This window comes from Rheinheimera fenheensis (genome assembly GCF_039871805.1).
Classification (GTDB): Bacteria; Pseudomonadota; Gammaproteobacteria; order Enterobacterales; family Alteromonadaceae; genus Alishewanella; species Alishewanella fenheensis.
The window spans coordinates 253,830-272,487 of record NZ_JBDPJM010000002.1; the positions used below are offsets into that span (position 1 = coordinate 253,830).

Annotated in this window: 17 protein-coding genes; 9 read left to right on the top strand and 8 right to left on the bottom strand. The window is 51.0% G+C overall.

Going from position 1 to position 18,658, the window contains the following annotated elements; all coding sequences use genetic code 11:
* Positions 1–93: 93 nt before the first annotated feature.
* The 8 genes from aceF to ampD all read right to left on the bottom strand — a co-directional run bounded on the left by aceF (position 94) and on the right by ampD (position 9,955).
* On the bottom strand, positions 94–1,728 hold the full coding sequence (gene aceF / locus ABGI61_RS04235; RefSeq protein ID WP_347597365.1) for a pyruvate dehydrogenase complex dihydrolipoyllysine-residue acetyltransferase: 1,635 nt from the start codon (positions 1,726–1,728) through the stop codon (positions 94–96).
* Between the two features lie 11 nt (positions 1,729–1,739).
* Positions 1,740–4,406 (bottom strand): pyruvate dehydrogenase (acetyl-transferring), homodimeric type, encoded by a 2,667-nt coding sequence (gene aceE, locus ABGI61_RS04240; protein WP_347597368.1) that lies wholly within the window; start codon positions 4,404–4,406, stop codon positions 1,740–1,742.
* 63 nt (positions 4,407–4,469) lie between these two features.
* Entirely contained in the window at positions 4,470–5,228 is a 759-nt protein-coding gene (gene pdhR / locus ABGI61_RS04245; RefSeq protein ID WP_347597371.1) for a pyruvate dehydrogenase complex transcriptional repressor PdhR, read from the bottom strand.
* Positions 5,229–5,455: 227 nt separating this feature from the next.
* A complete protein-coding gene (locus ABGI61_RS04250; protein WP_347597374.1) occupies positions 5,456–6,700 on the bottom strand; it encodes a sensor histidine kinase in 1,245 nt (414 codons plus the stop codon).
* Positions 6,697–7,392 carry a response regulator transcription factor gene (locus ABGI61_RS04255; RefSeq protein WP_347597377.1) on the bottom strand — a complete coding sequence of 232 codons (696 nt, stop codon included), beginning with the start codon at positions 7,390–7,392 and terminating at the stop codon, positions 6,697–6,699. The genes ABGI61_RS04250 and ABGI61_RS04255 overlap by 4 nt, the downstream gene beginning before the upstream one ends.
* Positions 7,392–8,336 (bottom strand): alpha/beta fold hydrolase, encoded by a 945-nt coding sequence (locus tag ABGI61_RS04260; protein ID WP_347597380.1) that lies wholly within the window; start codon positions 8,334–8,336, stop codon positions 7,392–7,394. The genes ABGI61_RS04255 and ABGI61_RS04260 overlap by 1 nt, the downstream gene beginning before the upstream one ends.
* A 130-nt stretch (positions 8,337–8,466) precedes the next feature.
* Positions 8,467–9,321 (bottom strand): regulatory signaling modulator protein AmpE, encoded by an 855-nt coding sequence (gene ampE, locus ABGI61_RS04265; RefSeq protein ID WP_347597383.1) that lies wholly within the window; start codon positions 9,319–9,321, stop codon positions 8,467–8,469.
* 82 nt (positions 9,322–9,403) lie between these two features.
* Positions 9,404–9,955: a 1,6-anhydro-N-acetylmuramyl-L-alanine amidase AmpD gene (gene ampD, locus ABGI61_RS04270; protein ID WP_347597386.1), complete on the bottom strand. Its 552-nt coding sequence runs from the start codon at positions 9,953–9,955 to the stop codon at positions 9,404–9,406.
* Between the two features lie 68 nt (positions 9,956–10,023).
* Here ampD and ABGI61_RS04275 point away from each other — a divergent pair, with 68 nt between their 5' ends.
* The 9 genes from ABGI61_RS04275 to zapD all read left to right on the top strand — a co-directional run bounded on the left by ABGI61_RS04275 (position 10,024) and on the right by zapD (position 18,631).
* Positions 10,024–10,554 carry a retropepsin-like aspartic protease family protein gene (locus tag ABGI61_RS04275; RefSeq protein WP_347597389.1) on the top strand — a complete coding sequence of 177 codons (531 nt, stop codon included), beginning with the start codon at positions 10,024–10,026 and terminating at the stop codon, positions 10,552–10,554.
* Between the two features lie 20 nt (positions 10,555–10,574).
* The gene (gene nadC, locus ABGI61_RS04280) at positions 10,575–11,441 is read left to right on the top strand and encodes a carboxylating nicotinate-nucleotide diphosphorylase (RefSeq protein ID WP_347597392.1); all 867 of its coding nucleotides are present in this window, start codon (positions 10,575–10,577) and stop codon (positions 11,439–11,441) included.
* A gap of 106 nt (positions 11,442–11,547) precedes the next feature.
* Positions 11,548–12,222, top strand: a complete 675-nt coding sequence (locus tag ABGI61_RS04285) for a DUF1294 domain-containing protein (RefSeq protein ID WP_347597395.1) — start codon at positions 11,548–11,550, stop codon at positions 12,220–12,222.
* Between the two features lie 416 nt (positions 12,223–12,638).
* Positions 12,639–13,181 carry a pilin gene (locus tag ABGI61_RS04290; RefSeq protein WP_347597398.1) on the top strand — a complete coding sequence of 181 codons (543 nt, stop codon included), beginning with the start codon at positions 12,639–12,641 and terminating at the stop codon, positions 13,179–13,181.
* A 172-nt stretch (positions 13,182–13,353) separates the two neighbouring features.
* Positions 13,354–15,051 (top strand): type IV-A pilus assembly ATPase PilB, encoded by a 1,698-nt coding sequence (gene pilB / locus ABGI61_RS04295; protein ID WP_347597401.1) that lies wholly within the window; start codon positions 13,354–13,356, stop codon positions 15,049–15,051.
* A gap of 78 nt (positions 15,052–15,129) precedes the next feature.
* A complete protein-coding gene (locus tag ABGI61_RS04300; protein WP_347597404.1) occupies positions 15,130–16,359 on the top strand; it encodes a type II secretion system F family protein in 1,230 nt (409 codons plus the stop codon).
* Positions 16,359–17,237 (top strand): prepilin peptidase, encoded by an 879-nt coding sequence (locus tag ABGI61_RS04305; RefSeq protein WP_347597407.1) that lies wholly within the window; start codon positions 16,359–16,361, stop codon positions 17,235–17,237. Before ABGI61_RS04300 ends, ABGI61_RS04305 begins: the two co-directional genes overlap by 1 nt.
* Before the next feature lie 4 nt (positions 17,238–17,241).
* Positions 17,242–17,844, top strand: a complete 603-nt coding sequence (coaE, locus tag ABGI61_RS04310) for a dephospho-CoA kinase (RefSeq protein WP_347597410.1) — start codon at positions 17,242–17,244, stop codon at positions 17,842–17,844.
* A gap of 40 nt (positions 17,845–17,884) precedes the next feature.
* Positions 17,885–18,631, top strand: a complete 747-nt coding sequence (gene zapD, locus ABGI61_RS04315; protein ID WP_347597413.1) for a cell division protein ZapD — start codon at positions 17,885–17,887, stop codon at positions 18,629–18,631.
* The last annotated feature ends 27 nt before the right edge of the window (positions 18,632–18,658 follow it).

An 18,658-nucleotide genomic window follows, 5' to 3' on the forward strand; every position in this document is an offset into this window, starting at 1 on the left:
CGAAAAAAGTGGCGGAATTTTAACATCACAGCCGCCGCTGTGTAACCTAAGATTTTCGCCTTACGGCAGTTTTCTCTGCCGTAAGGCTGCACTTTACATAATGATCTGGCGAATATCGGCTAAATAGCTGGCCAGGGTGGCGGTAAAGCGTGCTGCCAGTGCGCCGTCGATAACGCGGTGATCGTAAGATACACTCAGCGGCAGCATCAGCTTAGGCTCAAACTCTTTACCATTCCATTTAGGTTTAATATCAGATTTTGACACACCTAAAATAGCCACTTCCGGCGCGTTAACGATAGGCGTAAACGCTGTACCGCCAATACCGCCTAAGCTTGAAATGGTAAAACAGCCGCCCTGCATATCGCTGGCGGTAAGCTTGCCTTCACGCGCTTTAACAGAGATATCCTGCAGCTCGCGCGACAGCTCGATAATGCCTTTTTTGTTTACATCGCGCACTACCGGCACCACCAGGCCATTTGGCGTATCAACCGCTATGCCTAAATGCACATATTTTTTCAGAATTAAGCTGGCGCCATCATCCGACAGTGAGCTGTTAAAGGTGGGGAATTCTTCCAGCGCCTTGGCTACTGCCTTCATAATAAACACCAGCGGCGTGTACTTAACACCCATCTTTTTCTTATCTGCCAGCGCGTTTTGCTCTTTGCGGAACTCTTCCAGGCCAGTGATATCGGCTTCATCGAACTGGGTAACATGCGGAATGCGCACCCAGTTACGGTGCAGGTTGGCACCTGACAGCTTCTGAATACGTGACAGCGGTTTGGCTTCGACTTCACCGAATTTGGCAAAGTCGACTTTTGGCCAGGCGATTAAGTCAAAACCCATGCTGCTTCCTGCGCCGGAAGCGGCACCAGATACGGCACCAGCACCACTTTCAACCTGTTTTACCAGCTGCTTAACGTAGTTTTGTACGTCTTCTTTTACCACCCGGCCTTTGCGGCCTGTGCCGTTCACCTTGGCCAGGTTAATGCCAAATTCGCGCGCTAAACGGCGGATAACCGGTGACGCATGCGCATAAGCGCTGTTCTCCACAAAGCCATCGTTTGTTGCTGGCGCAGAGCTTGCCGCAGGGGCAGCTGCTGCCGGTGCGGCTTCCGCTTTAGGCTCAGCTTTTGCTGTTTCAGCTTTGGCTTCAGATGCAGGCGCTGCCTCAGCACCGCCCTCGGTTTCAAATAACATAATCAGGCTGCCGGTAGAGACTTTGTCACCGACACTGATTTTGATCTCTTTTACCTTGCCAGCAAAAGGTGCCGGCACTTCCATACTGGCTTTATCGCCCTCTACGCTAAGCAGTGACTGGTCAGCGGCAACGGTATCGCCTACCTTCACCATAATTTCGGTTACTTCTACCGCATCACCGCCAATGTCCGGTACTTTCACATCCTGCACTGCAGCGCCGCTTTGCTTGGCAGGAGCTGCATCGGCTTTCGACTCAGCTTTAGCTTCGGCTTTGGCCTCTGTTTTTACCGGTGCGGCGCCTTCGCCTTCAAAGGTCATGATCAGGCTGCCGGTTTTTACCTTGTCGCCTACTTTTACGTTGATGCTTTTTACCACACCGGCCTCAGCCGCAGGCACTTCCATCGACGCTTTGTCGCCTTCAACACTTAACAGTGACTGATCGGCGGCGACCTTGTCGCCCACCTTTACCAGAATTTCGGTGACTTCAACTTCATCTGCACCAATATCCGGAACATGAATTTCAATAGTCATGAATAATCCTCTTATGCGTACAGCGGGTTGGTTTTGCCGGTATCGATGCCAAATTTCTTAATCGCATCGCTTACTACCGATTTTTTCAACTCGCCTTGCTTCACCAGCTCAGTCAGTGCCGCAACAACTATGTAGTGGGCATTTACTTCAAAGTGACGGCGCAGGTTTTCACGGCTGTCCGAGCGGCCAAAGCCGTCGGTGCCCAGCACCTTGTATGACACCGCAGGCATAAAGGCCCGTACCTGATCAGCATAATTTTTCATGTAATCGGTAGCGGCAATGGCCGGCGCTGTACCCATTACGCTGGCAATGTAAGGCGTTTTCGCCTTCGCATCCGGGTTAAGCATGTTAAAGCGCTCGCAGTCCTGTCCATCACGCGCCAGCTCGTTAAACGAAGTAACCGAGTACACATCTGACGCCACACCGTAATCTTTACTTAAGATGTCCGCCGCTTTACGCACTTCATTTAAAATGGTGCCCGAGCCCATTAACTGCACCTTACCACGGTCACCGTTTAAGCTTTCCAGCTTGTAAATACCTTTACGGATACCCTCTTCGGCGCCTTTTGGCATGGCCGGGTGGTGGTAGTTTTCATTCATTACCGTGATGTAGTAATAAATGTTTTCCTGCTCTGGGCCGTACATGCGGCGGATACCGTCTTGTAGGATCACCGCCAGCTCATAGGCATAAGTTGGGTCGTACGAAATACAGTTTGGCACGGTGCCGGCCAGAATATGGCTGTGGCCATCTTCGTGCTGTAAACCTTCGCCGTTTAGCGTAGTGCGCCCTGCAGTGGCGCCTAACAGGAAGCCACGTGCTTGTTGGTCACCGGCCAGCCAGGCCATATCGCCCACGCGCTGGAAACCGAACATCGAGTAGTAGATGTAAAACGGGATCATCGGTAAATCGTTGGTGCTGTACGACGTTGCCGCCGCCACCCAGGACGACATAGCACCTAACTCGTTGATACCTTCCTGTAATACCTGGCCGCCGGTGTCTTCTTTGTAGTAACTAACCACTGAACGGTCTTCCGGCGTGTAGTTCTGACCACCCGGGTTATAAATACCGATTTGACGGAATAAGCCTTCCATACCAAAGGTACGGGCTTCGTCGGCAATAATGGGCACAATCTGCTTACCGATATGCTGATCTTTCAGCAAAATATTCAGCGCCCGCACATAAGCCATAGTGGTAGAAATTTCACGCTTTTGCTCTTCCAGCAGGCCGTCAAAAGCACTTAGCTCTGGTAAGGTCAGCGGTTTGGTAAAGTTAGGCAAACGTACCGGAGTATAACCGTGCAGGGCTTTACGCCGTACATGCAGGTATTCCAGCTCTGGCGAGCCTTCCGGCAGTTTAATGTACGGCAGCTCATTGACCTGCTCTTCGCTGATGTAATCTTCCAGGCCTAGACGCTTGCGCAGTTGCAGCACATGCGTCATATCCATTTTCTTCACCTGGTGGGCAATGTTTTTACCCTCAGCCGCTTCACCCATACCGTAACCTTTAACGGTTTTGGCTAAAATTACCGTTGGTTTATCGGTGCAGGCCTGCGCCGCTTTAAAGGCGGCAAACAGTTTTGACGGCTCGTGGCCACCACGTTTTAACGCGAAGATTTCTTCATCGGTCATATCGGCAACCAGCGCAGCCGTCTCCGGATAGCGGCCGAAGAAGTGCTTACGTACATAGGCACCGTCGTTGGCTTTGTAGGTCTGGTAATCGCCGTCGACCGTTTCGTTCATCAGCTGTAACAGCTTACCGGTAGTGTCTTTGGCCAGCAGTTTATCCCAGCCACGGCCCCACACTACCTTGATCACATTCCAGCCAGCGCCACGGAACAGGCCTTCTAATTCCTGAATGATCTTGCCGTTACCCATTACCGGGCCGTCGAGACGCTGCAGGTTACAGTTAATTAAAAAGCACAGATTGCCCAGCTTCTCGCGCGCGGCAAAGCTGATAGCACCACGTGATTCCGGCTCGTCCATCTCGCCATCGCCCAAAAAGGCATAAACGCGCTGCGCGCTGGTGTCTTTTAAGCCACGGCCGTTTAAATACTTTAAGAAACGCGCCTGGTAAATGGCAGCAATTGGGCCTAACCCCATCGATACGGTGGGGAACTGCCAGAACTCCGGCATTAATTTCGGGTGCGGATAGCTCGATAAGCCTTTGCCGTCTACTTCCTGACGGAAGCTGTCTAATTGCTCGGCGGTTAAACGGCCTTCAACAAAAGCACGGGCGTAAATGCCCGGTGAAATATGGCCCTGGTAATACACTAAATCGCCGCCGTCTTTGTCGTTCGGTGCGCGGAAGAAGTGGTTAAAGCAGGTTTCATAAAATGCCGCTGAAGACTGGTAAGACGCCATGTGCCCGCCTAAGTCCAGCTCTTTTTTCGAGCCACGCAGCACGATCATAATGGCGTTCCAGCGGATCACCGAACGGATACGTCGCTCTAAGTTCACATCGCCCGGGTAAGCCGGCTCTTGCTGCGGCGGAATGGTGTTGATGTAGTTGGTAGTAACGCCGGTTGGCATGTCTACGCCTTCTAACCGGGCTTCTTCCAGCACTTTTTCCAGCAGGAACTGCGCCCGCTCTACCCCTTGTGTGCGAACTACCGATTCCAGCGCTTCAAGCCACTCTTTGGTTTCCAGAGCGTCGATGTCAACTTTACTGACTTCAGACATATCGAAGTTTCCTTTGGTTGTGCACGCCAGCGCTATGGTTGCGCCGCTGCGTTAGTAAAATAATTAACCCTGCTGGCTGCGACGTAACGAGCGCTCAATACGCGAGCGCTCTTTACCCACATCCAGCATGGCTTCTTCAATAAAGGCCAAATGATCGTTACTGGCCTGGCGCGCCTGCTCGGGCTTGCCGTTAATCACCGCCTGCATGAGTGTTTGCCGGTGCGCATTTAACTTGGCGCCGATGCCGTCTTTTTGTTTCAGCGTTTCCAGGTTTACCCGGATATTCTGCTCGACCAGCGGCGTTAAACCGCGCACTAAATGCAGCAACACCACATTGTGTGATGCCTCTGCCACCGCCAGATAAAAACTGCCGACCGCTTTAGCTTCCTGCTCAACATCATTTAGCTGCTGCGCGGCGCAAATGGCATCGTAATGCTTTTTAATCTGGGCAAAATCGGCTGCGGTGCCACGTAGCGCCGCGTAATAGGCGCAAATACCTTCTAACGCGTGGCGAAACTCCAGCAAATCAAACTGCGACTCCGGGTGGCGGCCAATCAGTTCAAACAGCGGATCGGTTAAACCCACGGCCAAATTGTCGCAAACATAAGTGCCGCCGCCCTGGCGCCTGTTCACCAGCCCTTTGGCTTCCAGTTTCTGAATCGCCTCGCGCAGTGATGGCCGCGATACGGCAAACATCAGTGCTAAATCCCGCTCGGGCGGCAGCTTTTGCCCCGGCGCAAAACTGCCCTCCAGCAACATGTTTTCCAGTTGCTCGACAATGCGGTCTGAAAGCTTAGCCGGTTTAATGGTGAAATCTGCCATGCCGTGATGTTTTTCCTGTTGGCGCCCGTGATTTTGTTCGTTTTACAGGCTTAGTGTAAATTGGTATTACCAATTTAATTTTAGTGGCGATACGGTAGCAGTTTCTGCATAACAAGTAAATAAAGCAGAGAATCTATGCAAAGGCAAAAGCGGAAAATAGTTAGAGTAATAACTCTGGAAAGTGCACAACAGGAAAACAGCCAATCAATTGGTCTGACCAGAGTATTTTAGCGAAAGGTTAAACGGATACAGGTACCTGAGTTATCACTGTGTAGCTGATAAGCAATATGCCATTTATCACACAAGCGTTTTACCAGCGACAAACCAACGCCCATACCGGTGCTATTGGCACCTTTAATACCGCTGTTAAATACCTGCGATTGCAGCTGCTCATCTATCCCAGCCCCGCTATCCTGCACTGTTAGTACCTGTGCGGCAAAGCTGATGCGGATAACCCCTGCTGCGGTATAGTCAAAGGCATTGCCAATCAGGTTATTCAGTAGCATTAGCAGCGACATCGGATCCATTATCAGCTGTGCCGAGGGCGCAATATCCAGCTCCAACCGAATGGCTTTGCCGGCTAACTTGGCCTGCTGCTGCAACACACTTTGCTGTACCACGGGCAGCAGTGCTACCGGCACAGCGGCTGGCAACTGCTCTCGTGCCAACAGCATCAGGGTGTCTATGGTCTGGTGTATTTGCTGCTGGGCAAGTTGCAGGCGCTGCACATATTGCTGTTGTTGCGCGGTTAACGGGCCATGTTGCAGTAAGGTCAGGGCGCCTTGCATCACGGTGAGCGGTGTGCGCAGCTCATGTGACACGTCCTGGGTAAATTGCTGCTCGCGGCTGATAAACTCAGCCACCCGCTGCCAGGCCACCTGCAGCGCCTGGGCTAAGCGGCCAATTTCGTCAGCGGCAAAGTCGTCGGCAAAACCGCTTACTGCCTTGTCGGGTTGCAGGGCCGTGCTATCGACCTGCTGTGTTAATTTGTGCAAAGGTTTAAGCACCCGCCTTGCCAACACATAGGCAAAGCCGGCAGCACTCAGTAGCACAACAGCGAGCAGCAGCAGTAAAAACTCTGCCAGCTGCGGCCGTATTGCTCTGACAATCAGCTGTTCAGTCACATCGGCCAGCAAAAAGCCGCGCGACAGCGGCATCAGATGGTAGTGCTGGCCCTGCTCAAGCGCAAATTCGCGCCGTTCGGGTGTCTGTTGCAACCGGGTTTGGATCGGCTGTGGCAGTACGGCAATATCGCTGGCATAGCGGATAAACGGCAGGCGTGGCTGTACTTCGCGCCCCGCCGCTAACTGCTGCTCAGCATAAGTCGCTTCGGCTTGCAGTAAGGTTTCAAACAGCTGATCTTCAGTGTGGTAAGCAAAAATCATAGCGCTGGCGCCAAACAGTAGCCCTACCAACGCCGAGCTAGCGACAAAGGTGAGCAAAATACGCCGCTGCAGTGATAGCACTGTCATACGGCAGGCACCGCTTTAAGCGCAAAACCCACGCCTAGTTGGGTTTCAATGCTTACCGACGCCCCATGCTGTTGCAGGGTTTTACGCAACTGATACAAGTGCGATCGCAGCGCGTCTGACTCAGTAGGTTCATCGCCCCAAATCTTGCTGCACAGCTCAGTGCGGCTAACCGGCCGCGGATAAGTTTCCAGCAATATACTCAGCAGCTGAAACCCAATTGGCTTTAGCGCCAGCAGTTTAGTATCACAGTGCACCTGATGCAGATGCCGGTTTAGCCGGATATTACCCAGCGTCAGCGTGTGATGTTGCTGCAGGTGACGCTTGGCCAGCACCTGCACGCGGGCCCACAACTCTGCAAGGTCAAAAGGCTTAACCAAATAGTCATCGGCCCCGGCGGCAAAGCCGTCCAGCTTGTGCTGCAGGCTATCGCGCGCCGTAAGCATTAACACAGGGATATGTCGGTTGGCGTTTTGTCGCAACAAACTGCAGACATCCAGGCCATCTAACTGTGGCAGCGTTAAATCCAGTACGATGACATCGTAATAGTGTGCCAAAGCCAACTCCACGCCCTGGCGGCCATTAAGGGCAAAATCCACCACCACCCCCTGCATGGCAAAATAATCGGCGATATTCGCCTGTATCGCTTGATTATCTTCAATTACTAATACCGTCAGTTTAGCTGCCGTTGTCATTACAACCAGATCTCGAAATGCTGAACATAGCTTGCTGGCAACACATGGCCGCCGTCAAACACATGGTGCTGTTTGTCGCTGTGAGGTAAGGCATCAAATAAGGTTTTGTTCTGCTTTTTACTGGCATATTCATCATCATTGGCGCTAAACAATAGCACCGGGTTATCGTGTAAACCAGTCAGCATATTCAGTGGTGCCACTATGGCTGTGTAATTGTTGATATGGGGCGGCACCATAGCCGCGACCCGATTAACTCTGTCATCCACTGCCGCCAGCAATAAACTGACATGCGCGCCCATACTGTAGCCGGTGACATCAATCCGTTTAGCATCAAACTGCGGTTGAGTCACAAGCCAATCCAGCAACACCCGGTGGTCGCGCACCGTATCTATCAGCATAGCCTCGTAGGGTTCGCGCTCGCCCCACCAGTGCAGATTATGAATAATATCAGCGATACTGTGTGCAGGATCTTTGCGTTCACCGTGGTTACGGGCATCAATGGTGACCACTGCATAGCCTTTTGCCAGTGCCAAGGCAGTAATCTGATCGGTGCTTTCCCGGGTGGCCCGCGCTTTGTAACTGGGCAGCCACCAGCGCTGGTACGAGCGCCCCATGGCATGGGCACCGATTAGCACCGGCAAAGCTGCAGTGCTGTTTTCAGAGCGCTTTGGTAAACGCAGATAGCCATTCACTTTGGCGCCGTCAAAGCTGGTGTAGGAAACGTGGTAGCCGTTGCTTTGATCATCGGCGTTATCGCGCTGCAGTGTTACGTCCACCGGTTGCGATAAGGTGTAAGCATAACGCTGCGTTATCTCACTTGCGCTAACACTGTAGGGTTTTAAGCCAAATAACGCATACCAGCCACCAGCAAGCAGCACCATTACAGCGCCAAGGCTTAGCAGTATCTTTTTCACATTGAGTTTTTTCACTAGGGTGTTGCTCATGGTGATCACCTGTTTTAGGTTGTGTTTAATATTCAACCCAAGGTGCCATGGCGGCTGTGAAACTGGTGTGAAGTAAAATAACGGCGATAAAAAAGGCGCCCTGATGGCGCCTTTAATCTGACAGTCTGGTTTACCCCAGCCAGCCACTAAGCGTTAAAATGGCGGTAAAGGCTAAGAAAAACAGCATATTGCGCTTAGCTAACTGCACCATATAGCTGCTGTCGTCCAGCGTGTTAATGCTCTCGGCCGGTACCTGTTCGGCGGCGGTCGCCACTTCAACTACCACCTGCTCGTTGCTGGCAGTAAAGTCTAAAAAGTAACTAAGTAGCGCATTAGAAGCGCGGGAGAAGTGCCCTACTAAAGCAAAGCCTAAACCAAATAACCGCGCCGGAAACCACAGCGCCCAGTGTGCTACACAGTCCACTTTGCTGTCACTGCCCAACACCGCCGCGTAATCGGCCGCGTCTTTTTCATCTACCGCTTCCTGTAAATGCCGCACCAGCACATAGGTAATAACACCAAAGGCGCCCAGCAGTAAAAACCAGAACACTACTGCAGCGTAATAGCGGAAGTTCAGCCAGAGTAACAACTGTCCGTAACTGTACTGCTCGCTGGCGCTACCCAGCTGGGTACGAATTTGCTGCATAGCAATAAAACCGGCTTCTTCATCGCCTCTGTCCATGGCATTTAAATACTGTTTATACATCTGGCGGTAATGCCAGCAGCCAATACCCACCAGCAGCAACAGGGTATTGACCAAAAAGGTCAGTAGATGGCTGTCTGCCCAATGCAGTAGCAGTGCGACTACCGCGCCCGGCAACGCCAGCCACAGGTATTGCCCCAGGCTGTTTGATGACAAAACACTCAGTTTCGAGCCGGCACTAAAGCGCACATAGCTGCGGCAATAGCGGCTGGCCTGCCAGGCGTCGCTGCGCACGGCTAAGCGCTCAATGATTAATGCCAGTAACATACTGATTAAGGTCATACTTAAAACTCCCTTGCTCGCGCTTTTATTCCGCTTTTAATCTACTCATGTGTAACACTTCAACTTACCTGAACGCGTTTTACTATAAGGCCGCTAGCGCACTGCGGTAACGGCCCCAGTCAAAGGCGGCACCCGGGTCAGTTTTGCGCCCCGGCGCAATATCGCTGTGGCCTGTTATACGGTCGGGCGTGATAGTTGGATATTGCTGACAGATCATTTTTGTCAGCGCAATAAGGCTTTGATATTGCTGCTCAGTATAAGGCAAATTGTCACTGCCTTCTAACTCAATGCCGATAGAAAAGTCATTGCAGCGCTCACGGCCAGCAAACTGGCTGACACCGGCATGCCAGGCACGTTTGGCAAATGGCACATACTGAAATACACTGCCATCGCGCCAAATGACGCAGTGCGCCGACACCCTCACGCCCTGTAAATCGCTAAAACTGGGGTGAGCATTCACATCCAGACATCCCATAAACAGGGCATCAACATAGCTTTGTTCAGGCATGGCGGCAAACTCGCCGGCGGGCAGGCTGATGTTATGGATCACCAACAGGCTGATAGTCTCGCCTGGCGGGCGATCATCACAGTGTGGACTGGGGCGCTGCGTTATCGCAAGCGTACACGGCTTCATCAGAAATTTTGCCTTTAACCAATCTGGTTAGTAAGCTATGGCGCTATTGTCCTTGGCCGAGCCGATGAATGCAAGCACCTGAACCGACAAAGTCTTATGGTAAGACCTTCGCCATTATTGCCTGGCTGATTGTAATGGTGATGCTGTTTTTGTTCTTTGACGACACCATTGATCAGCAGCTTAACCCCAACCAGCAGCTGCACAGTGTGCAAGGCAGCCGTGGCGAAACCCGCACTGTGCTTATCCGCAACAAAGCCGGCCATTATGTCGGCACGGCACTGGTAAATAGCCAGCCGGTGGATTTTATGCTCGACACCGGCGCCACCACCGTCGCCATAGCCCAGGCTACCGCAGAAAAACTGGGGCTGCAGTTTGGCCGGGCCATGCAAGTAAGCACCGCCAACGGCATCACTACCGCTTACGCCAGCCGCATCGATACGCTGCAACTGGGTGACATCGTGCTTAGTAATATTCCGGCCAGCATAGTACCCGGCATGGACAAAAGCGGGGCCGGCACCGAGATATTGCTGGGCATGAGCGCGCTGAAACAGTTAGAATTTCACCAACAAGGTAATCAGCTGACGCTGATCCAACACTAACAACGCGATCGAACCAACTTATGACCACTAGCCACAGCACCCTACAGCAACAAGAACTACAACGCGCCGTCGCCGCCGCTCTGGCCGAAGATCTCGGCTTTTTATCGCTGGAGCAGGGCGACATTACCGCCTCCTTAATTCCAGCCGCACAGCAAGCCAGCGCGACCATTATTACCCGCGAAGACTGTGTTGTCTGTGGTACCGCCTTTGCTGATGAGGTGTTTCGCCAGTTAGGCGACAAGGTGAAAATTAACTGGCAAGTAAAAGATGGTGATAAGGTCAGCGCCAATACTGTGCTATGCAAACTTAATGGACCTGCCCGGCTATTGCTTACCGGTGAGCGCACGGCACTTAACTTTCTGCAGCTGTTAAGCGCCACCGCCACCACCACAGCACACTATGTCGCCTTTTTAGCCGGCAGTAATACCCGTTTATTAGATACCCGAAAAACGATTCCCGGCCTGCGCTTTGCACAAAAGTACGCGGTAACCGTCGGTGGCGGCAAAAACCACCGCATCGGCCTGTATGATGCGTTTTTAATTAAAGAAAACCATATCGCCGCCGGCTCTATTGCTAATGCTGTTGCCACAGCGCGGCAAAACTTCCCCGGCAAACCGGTAGAAGTTGAAACCGAAAACCTGGATGAGCTGAAACAAGCGTTAGACGCCGGGGCAGACATTATTATGTTAGATAACTTTAGCCTGGCGGACATTAAGCAGGCGGTGACGATGAACGCCGGCAAAGCCAAACTGGAAGTGTCTGGCAATATTACCAGCGAGCGCTTAACTGAACTTGCCGCCACTGGCGTTGATTATATTTCCAGCGGCGCGCTAACCAAACATGTGCAGGCGATAGATTTATCCATGCGCCTTACGATCAGCCACTAAGGTTACATTAAATAACAAAGTTTCCGGCTGATTCGACCAGGACAAACTAAACTTCTGCTACAGTAGGTCGGTCTCACGGAGCGAGACCAGCCAGCAGGATAACCCGATGCAATTAACCGGTACTGTAGTGTTCTGGCGTGACGATAAAGGCTTTGGCTTTGTGTTGTGTCAGCAGAATGCACAAAAACTGTTTTTTCATATCCGCGACTTTGCCGGCACGGAAGGCCGTCCGCAGCAAGGCGATCAACTGCAATTTAGTTTAGGTACCGACAAAAAAGGCCGCGCCATCGCCGCCCCCTGGCGCTTTGCCCAAGCGTCTGCCACAACATCGCGTCCACAAGCCAACCGAAGCCCAATCAATAAAGTCCCTCTAAGTAGCGGCGCTGATATCGAGCAAGCCAGCCAGTTTGCGTTGTTTTTCCGTCTGGCGTTTTTCCTAGCCGTCATCCTGTCGTTGCTATTCGGCAAATTACTCTACGTGTTGCCACTGTTATATGTGGAAGCCAGTTTAATGACCTACTGGCTGTATAAAATAGACAAAGACGCCGCCATCGCCCGTCACGGTAACCGGCTGGCGGAAGAAAGCCTGCAACTGTTTGCTTTAATTGGCGGCTGGCCCGGTGCTTATATCGCCCAGCAGCAACTGGCGCACAAGCGCAGTAAAATCTCGTTCAGGCGCGAATTTGGCTTTGTAATTATTGGCAACACCTTGTTGGTCGGCTGGCTGGTATCGCCCTGGGGGCAGGCATTTTTAGCCCGTATGGCGCTTCTGGCGGGCTAAACCAGCTGGCGTCTGGCGTTGAATTGACATATCCAAAAGTCCAGGCTGTTTTATCTCTGCACCACTTTACAACCGGCTATACAACCTGACGTTCTTTTCCTCAACATGCCCAAAAATCCAGCATTAACATTTGCTGCTATCAGGCTAACATGACCTTTTTGACTGCGTTAAACAGCAAACCAACCACGACAAAACGCCGCATACGTCAGGCCGCTTTACACTTAGAGCATTTAAACTAGTACTTTTGTACTAGTTAAAATGCATGAAAGGTGCGCATTAAAAATAAAAATCATGATGTCAGACAACAATTTAGGCGTTATCGATAAATTTTGTAACATTTAGCTTGCGCCCTGTCTAAAAATGACCAAAATAACGGTTAGCCCCAGCGGCTATTAAAACATCAGGAGAAGTAAATTATGAAACGCGTACAACAAGGTTTTACCTTAATAGAATTAATGATCGTAGTAGCGATCATCGGTATTTTAGCAGCAGTAGCTCTGCCTGCTTATCAAGACTATACCGTTCGTGCTCGCATCACTGAAGGTCTGGGTTTAGCACAGTCTATCAAAGCAAATATTGCCGCAGATGGCTCAGCTACAGCTGCAGATTTACAGTTAATCGCAAATACTTGGAATGCTCAGGCAGCCGGTACTGGTGCTAACAGCCGTTTTGTAAACAGTGTTCTGGTGAATAACGCAACAGGGGTGATCACTGTAACTTATAACCCAACTTCTGTCGGTGTTGCCGCCGCTGAAAACGTAATAGTGCTGTCACCCTATGTGCGTACTGGTGCTGCGGGTACTTCAGTTGACTTAGCGACCGCTATCGCCAACGGAACAACTGGTTCAATCGATTGGGCTTGTACTTCTGAAACTGGTGTAGCTGCGACTAACGCAGGTATGGCGGGTGCAGCAGCTGGTACAGTTCGCGCTCGTTTTGCGCCAGCTTCTTGCCGATAATTAGTTAGTAATTAATTTAAAGCCAGCTTCATAAGCTGGCTTTTTTATTGGCATAGCAGTTTAACTAAACGATAAGACCAGCGTTCGACTTAAACTTGAATAACCGTCGTTTAGTGGCATAATCAGTTAACTTTATCTAAGTCTTTTAGCAAAATCAGGATGTTTGCGCTTAATGGCCGTAACCACTACCTCTACTTTATTTAAACGCCTGGTGCAGCTGGGCATCGTTAACGCCGATTTGGCCACTAAAGCCGTGACCGATAAAGGCGGCCAGTACCGCAACCTGCCTGAGCTGTTAATAACAGAAAAACTGATTAGCTCTGACAAACTGGCGCAGGCTGCTGCCGGCATTAGTCAGGCCATTTGTCTGGACCTGGATCATTACTCGCTGGATTATGTGCCGGAAGATTTACGTAACGAAAAACTGATCCGCAAAACCGATATGCTGCCACTGGGCAAGCGCGGCCGCACTATGTTTTTGGGCGTGGTAGACCCAACTAATATCCAAACCATTGAAGATTTCGAATTTAATACCGGCTTAAACGCCGAAGTGGTGGTGGTTGAATACGACAAGCTACATAAACTGATTGATAAGCTGTTTGATAATAGCTTAGGCGGCGATTTTACCGAAAGCGATTGGGACTTAGGCTCGCTGGGTATAGTGCAGGAAGAAGAAGAGGAAAACAGCGGCGTTCAGGTTGACAAAGAAGACCAACCGATCATTGCCTTTATTAACAAAATGCTGCTGGACGCCATCCGCAAAGGCGCTTCTGACTTACACTTTGAGCCCTATGAAAAAACCTACCGCATCCGCTTTCGTATCGACGGCATTTTGCATGAAATGGCCAGTCCCCCGGTGGCGCTTTCTACCCGTTTATCGGCACGGTTAAAGGTGATGTCGCGCCTCGACATCGCGGAAAAACGCGTACCGCAAGATGGCCGTATCAAGCTTAAGCTGTCGGCAAAAAAATCTATCGATTTTCGTGTAAGCACCCTGCCGACCTTGTGGGGTGAAAAAATTGTAATGCGGATCCTCGACTCTGACAGCGCCATGTTGGGCATCGATGTGTTGGGCTATGAAGAAAATCAGAAGAAGCTGTATTTAGATGCCTTGGCCCAGCCGCAAGGAATGATCTTAGTCACCGGCCCCACCGGCTCAGGTAAAACGGTCTCGCTGTATACCGGTTTAGCGATATTAAATACCAGCGAAACCAATATCTCTACCGCCGAAGACCCGGTTGAAATTAACTTAGCCGGCATTAACCAGGTGCAGGTCAACCCGCGCGCTGGTTTAACTTTTGCCTCAGCGCTAAAAGCCTTTTTACGCCAAGACCCGGATGTAGTAATGGTGGGTGAGATACGCGATTTAGAAACCGCCGAAATCGCGATTAAAGCAGCACAAACCGGCCACCTGGTACTATCGACCCTGCACACGAACTCGGCGCCAGAAACGTTAACCCGTTTACTGAATATGGGTGTACCCTCTTACAACGTAGCAAGCTCGGTATCATTGATTATTGCCCAGCGCCTGGCGCGACGCCTGTGTAACCACTGTAAGCAACCCGAGGTGCTGCCCGAAGCCGAACTGTTAAAGCAAGGCTATACCCCGGAGCAACTACCGGGCTTGAAAATATTTAAGCCCATCGGCTGCGAGCATTGCACCAATGGCTATAAAGGCCGGGTGGGTATTTACGAGGTTATGCCGGTAAGTGGCCGTATGGCCGATATTATTATGCAAGGCGGTAACTCGTTGGATATTGCCACTCAGGCCCAGGCCGAAGGCATTAATAACCTGCGCCAGTCGGGTTTGCTTAAAGCCGCTGCCGGCTTAACCAGCCTGGCTGAGGTTAACAGGGTGACTAAGGGCTGAAGCCAGTGACGAGTGACGAGTGACGAGTGAATAAATTTATAATTTTCAGCGCATTAGCGCAGCAACAGGACAGAGAACATGGCTCAGGCACAACAATTTAAAATAAAAGAGCTGGAAACCTATACCTATAAAGGGTTAAACCGCCGTGGCAATAAAATTGACGGCGAAATTAAAGGCACCAGTATTGCTGAAGTAAAAGCACTGCTGCGCCAGCAGGGTATTACCCCTTCAGGCGTAAAGAAAAAGCCCAAGTCCTTATTTGGCGGTGAGAAAAAAATCAGTGCGCTGGATATTGCTATTGTTACCCGGCAAATTGCTACCATGCTGGGCGCCGGTGTGCCGCTGGTACAATCGATAGACTTAATTGCCAATGGCTCAGACAATAAAAGCCTGCGTACGCTAATGCAAAAAATTTCGGTGAAAATTCAGGCCGGTTTGCCACTTTCAGATACGCTACGCGAGCACCCTAAGTATTTCGATGATCTCTACTGTGACCTGGTCAAATCAGGCGAAGCCTCAGGCTCGCTGGATAAGATTTTTGACCGTTTAGCACTGTATAAAGAAAAAGCTGAAGCGCTAAAGTCAAAAATTAAGAAAGCCATGTTTTATCCGGTAGCGGTAATTGTAGTGGCCGCTATTGTTACCTCAATTTTGCTGATTTTCGTGGTGCCGCAATTTGCCAGTATTTTTGCTGGCTTCGGTGCGGAACTGCCGGCCTTTACGTTATTTGTGCTGGGTATTTCAGAGGGTATGCAGAAATACTGGTGGGTAGTACTGGCCGGCTTAATTGCCACCTTTTACATCGTAAGAAAAACCTATAATAGCAATCTTAAGTTTCGTACCTGGGCCGATGGCCGCATTATTAAACTGCCGGTGATTGGTAATATTTTAAATAAAGCCGCAGTAGCGCGCTACGCCCGTACGTTGTCGACCACCTTTGCTGCCGGTGTACCATTGATTGAAGCACTGGAATCTGCTGCCGGTGCCTCGGGTAATGAGGTGTATAAAAACGCGATTTTATTTATCCGCGAAGAAGTGTCCTCCGGTAACCAGATGTATCTGGCGATGAAGCAAACCGACCAGTTCCCGGAGATGGTGATATCAATGGTGTCGATTGGTGAAGAAACCGGCGCACTGGATAGCATGCTGGCCAAAGTAGCGAATATTTACGAACAGGAAGTCGATGACGCGGTAGATGGTTTAACTGCCCTGCTGGAGCCGATGATTATGGCAGTATTGGGCGTGGTTATCGGCGGCTTAATTATTGCCATGTATCTGCCAATCTTCCAGATGGGTTCGATTGTCTGATGCAGCCTTTTGTTGATGCTTTTAGCGCCTACCCGGTGCTGTTTATTGCTACAGTCGCCATTATTAGCCTGCTTGTTGGCAGCTTTTTAAATGTGCTGATTTACCGGCTGCCGATTATGATGGAGCGCGAGTGGCAGCAGGAATATCAGGCCTATTTTAGCCCTGATAAAAGCACCGCAGCCGCTGAACCGTTTAACCTTGCCGTGCCGCGCTCGCGCTGCCCCAAGTGCCACGCTGCCATTAAAGCCTATGACAATATCCCGGTAATTAGCTGGTTAATGCTGGGCGGTAAATGCCGCAGCTGCAAAGCACCCATTAGTGCGCGTTACCCGGCGATAGAAGCGTTAACGGCGCTATTATCCGCCACTGTGGCCTGGCAGCTTGGCTTTGGTTTGCCGGCACTGCTGCTTATTTTGGTGACCTGGATACTGGTAGCACTGACCTTTATTGATATTGACAAAATGCTGCTGCCAGACCAGCTTACCCTGCCGCTGCTATGGCTGGCGCTGCTGTTTAGCCTGACTGATTCAGCTATGGTTAACCCGGCGCAGGCTATTGTCGGCGCCGCCTGCGGTTATTTAAGCCTGTGGAGTGTGTACTGGCTGTTTAAGCTACTCACCGGCAAGGAAGGCATGGGCTATGGCGATTTTAAGTTAATGGCCATATTTGGCGCTTTACTGGGTTGGCAGCAGCTACCGCTGATTATTTTACTGTCGTCCGTGGTTGGCGCTGTGATTGGCATTTTACTGTTAAGCATTCAGGGCAAAGATAAAGCCACCCCTATCCCGTTTGGGCCTTATATTGCCGCTGCCGGCTGGATAGCCCTGTTATGGGGCGAGCAGTTAACCAACGCCTATTTGCGTTATTTGGGGCTGTAAAGGCTTGTCGGGTTATATTGTTGGCCTGACCGGCGGTATTGGCTGTGGCAAAACCACAGTGGCAGAGCTATTTGCCAAACGCGGTGTACACTATGTAGATGCCGACATAGTCGCACGCGAAGTGGTTATGCCCGGCACGGCTTGCCACAATGCCATTAGCCAGCGTTTTGGCGGCAGTGTATTGCAGGCGGATGGCAGATTAAACCGTGCTAAATTGCGCGACACCATTTTTAGCCAGCCTGAGGCAAAAAGCTGGTTAGAGCAGCTACTGCACCCGGCTATTCGCCATAGCTTATTGACTCAGCTACAGGCGCTAAGCTCGCCCTATGCGCTATTGGTGGCACCGCTGCTGCTGGAGAACAAACTAAACCAGTATGTTAAGCGGGTATTGGTAATAGACTTACCCGAGCCGCTGCAATTAGCGCGGGCCATGGCACGGGATAACGCCAGTGAGCAGCAAATTCGCGCTATTATGGCGGCGCAGCTTTCGCGCACCGAACGGCTGGCACAAGCCGACGATATTATTAGCAATGACAGCACTATTGCAGCCTTAGACAGCCAGGTAGAGCGCCTGCATCAGCAATATCTGCAACTGGCCCGTCACTGACATCAGGCCGGGTGCTGTCACAACCAGGATAGCAGCACCAATGGCCGAGCTATTGTACGAGCACCCGCTAAATGAAAAACTACGCACCTACCTTAAGCTGGAATACCTGCTAAACCAGTTGTCTGAGCTAACCCAGTTAGAAAGTGAACCACAACAACTGGCGTTTTTTAATATCCTGTTTGATCTGATTGAAGTGCTGGACAGAAATGATATTAGGCCTGATCTGATTAAAGACTGCGAGCGCTGCGAGACAGCCTTAGTGGCCTGGGCCAACCACCCTTCGGTGGCGGATGATAAACTCAGCAAGGTGTTGCAGCAGGCCGTAAGGCTGCAGGCCGAGCTGTTAAAAAGCGGTAAGTTTGTCGGTAATTTAAAAGACGATAAGTTTTTAAGCCCGCTGCGCCAGCGTTTTGCTATGGCCGGTGGTACCTGCTACTTCGATGTCCCCCAATTACAATACTGGTTAAGTATGCCAATTACGCAGCGCCAGCAGGATGTTAGCCGTTGGTGTGCGGAATTTGCTTTATTGCAAAACGCGCTGGGCTTTGTACTGAATTTTTGCCGCGAGAAAGGCCAGTTTAGTGAAGTGGCAGCCGAAAACGGCTTTTACCAGAGCAACACCGAGCAGCATCAGCTATTGCGTATTCGTTACACGCCAGCCGATGGCGTGTACCCCACAGTAAGCGGCAATAAATACCGTTATGCCATCCGTTTTATGCAGCTATGCGATGAAAGCGGCCGCAGCAACTGCGACAAAACCGTGCACTTTCAGCTGGCCTGCTGCTAGGGCTGCTACCCTTAGGGTCGTTTTGCT

Excerpts from the sequence above, each read along its gene's own strand:
- ABGI61_RS04250 (WP_347597374.1), bottom strand. The coding sequence starts at position 6,700 with ATGACAGTGCTATCACTGCAGCGGCGTATTTTGCTCACCTTTGTCGCT.
- aceE (WP_347597368.1), bottom strand. The coding sequence starts at position 4,406 with ATGTCTGAAGTCAGTAAAGTTGACATCGACGCTCTGGAAACCAAAGAG.
- ABGI61_RS04305 (WP_347597407.1), top strand. The coding sequence starts at position 16,359 with ATGCAGCCTTTTGTTGATGCTTTTAGCGCCTACCCGGTGCTGTTTATT.
- ABGI61_RS04260 (WP_347597380.1), bottom strand. The coding sequence starts at position 8,336 with ATGAGCAACACCCTAGTGAAAAAACTCAATGTGAAAAAGATACTGCTA.
- ABGI61_RS04255 (WP_347597377.1), bottom strand. The coding sequence starts at position 7,392 with ATGACAACGGCAGCTAAACTGACGGTATTAGTAATTGAAGATAATCAA.
- ABGI61_RS04275 (WP_347597389.1), top strand. The coding sequence starts at position 10,024 with ATGCAAGCACCTGAACCGACAAAGTCTTATGGTAAGACCTTCGCCATT.
- pilB (WP_347597401.1), top strand. The coding sequence starts at position 13,354 with ATGGCCGTAACCACTACCTCTACTTTATTTAAACGCCTGGTGCAGCTG.
- ABGI61_RS04285 (WP_347597395.1), top strand. The coding sequence starts at position 11,548 with ATGCAATTAACCGGTACTGTAGTGTTCTGGCGTGACGATAAAGGCTTT.
- aceF (WP_347597365.1), bottom strand. The coding sequence starts at position 1,728 with ATGACTATTGAAATTCATGTTCCGGATATTGGTGCAGATGAAGTTGAA.
- ABGI61_RS04290 (WP_347597398.1), top strand. The coding sequence starts at position 12,639 with ATGAAACGCGTACAACAAGGTTTTACCTTAATAGAATTAATGATCGTA.
- ABGI61_RS04300 (WP_347597404.1), top strand. The coding sequence starts at position 15,130 with ATGGCTCAGGCACAACAATTTAAAATAAAAGAGCTGGAAACCTATACC.
- ampE (WP_347597383.1), bottom strand. The coding sequence starts at position 9,321 with ATGACCTTAATCAGTATGTTACTGGCATTAATCATTGAGCGCTTAGCC.
- nadC (WP_347597392.1), top strand. The coding sequence starts at position 10,575 with ATGACCACTAGCCACAGCACCCTACAGCAACAAGAACTACAACGCGCC.
- pdhR (WP_347597371.1), bottom strand. The coding sequence starts at position 5,228 with ATGGCAGATTTCACCATTAAACCGGCTAAGCTTTCAGACCGCATTGTC.
- zapD (WP_347597413.1), top strand. The coding sequence starts at position 17,885 with ATGGCCGAGCTATTGTACGAGCACCCGCTAAATGAAAAACTACGCACC.
- ampD (WP_347597386.1), bottom strand. The coding sequence starts at position 9,955 with ATGAAGCCGTGTACGCTTGCGATAACGCAGCGCCCCAGTCCACACTGT.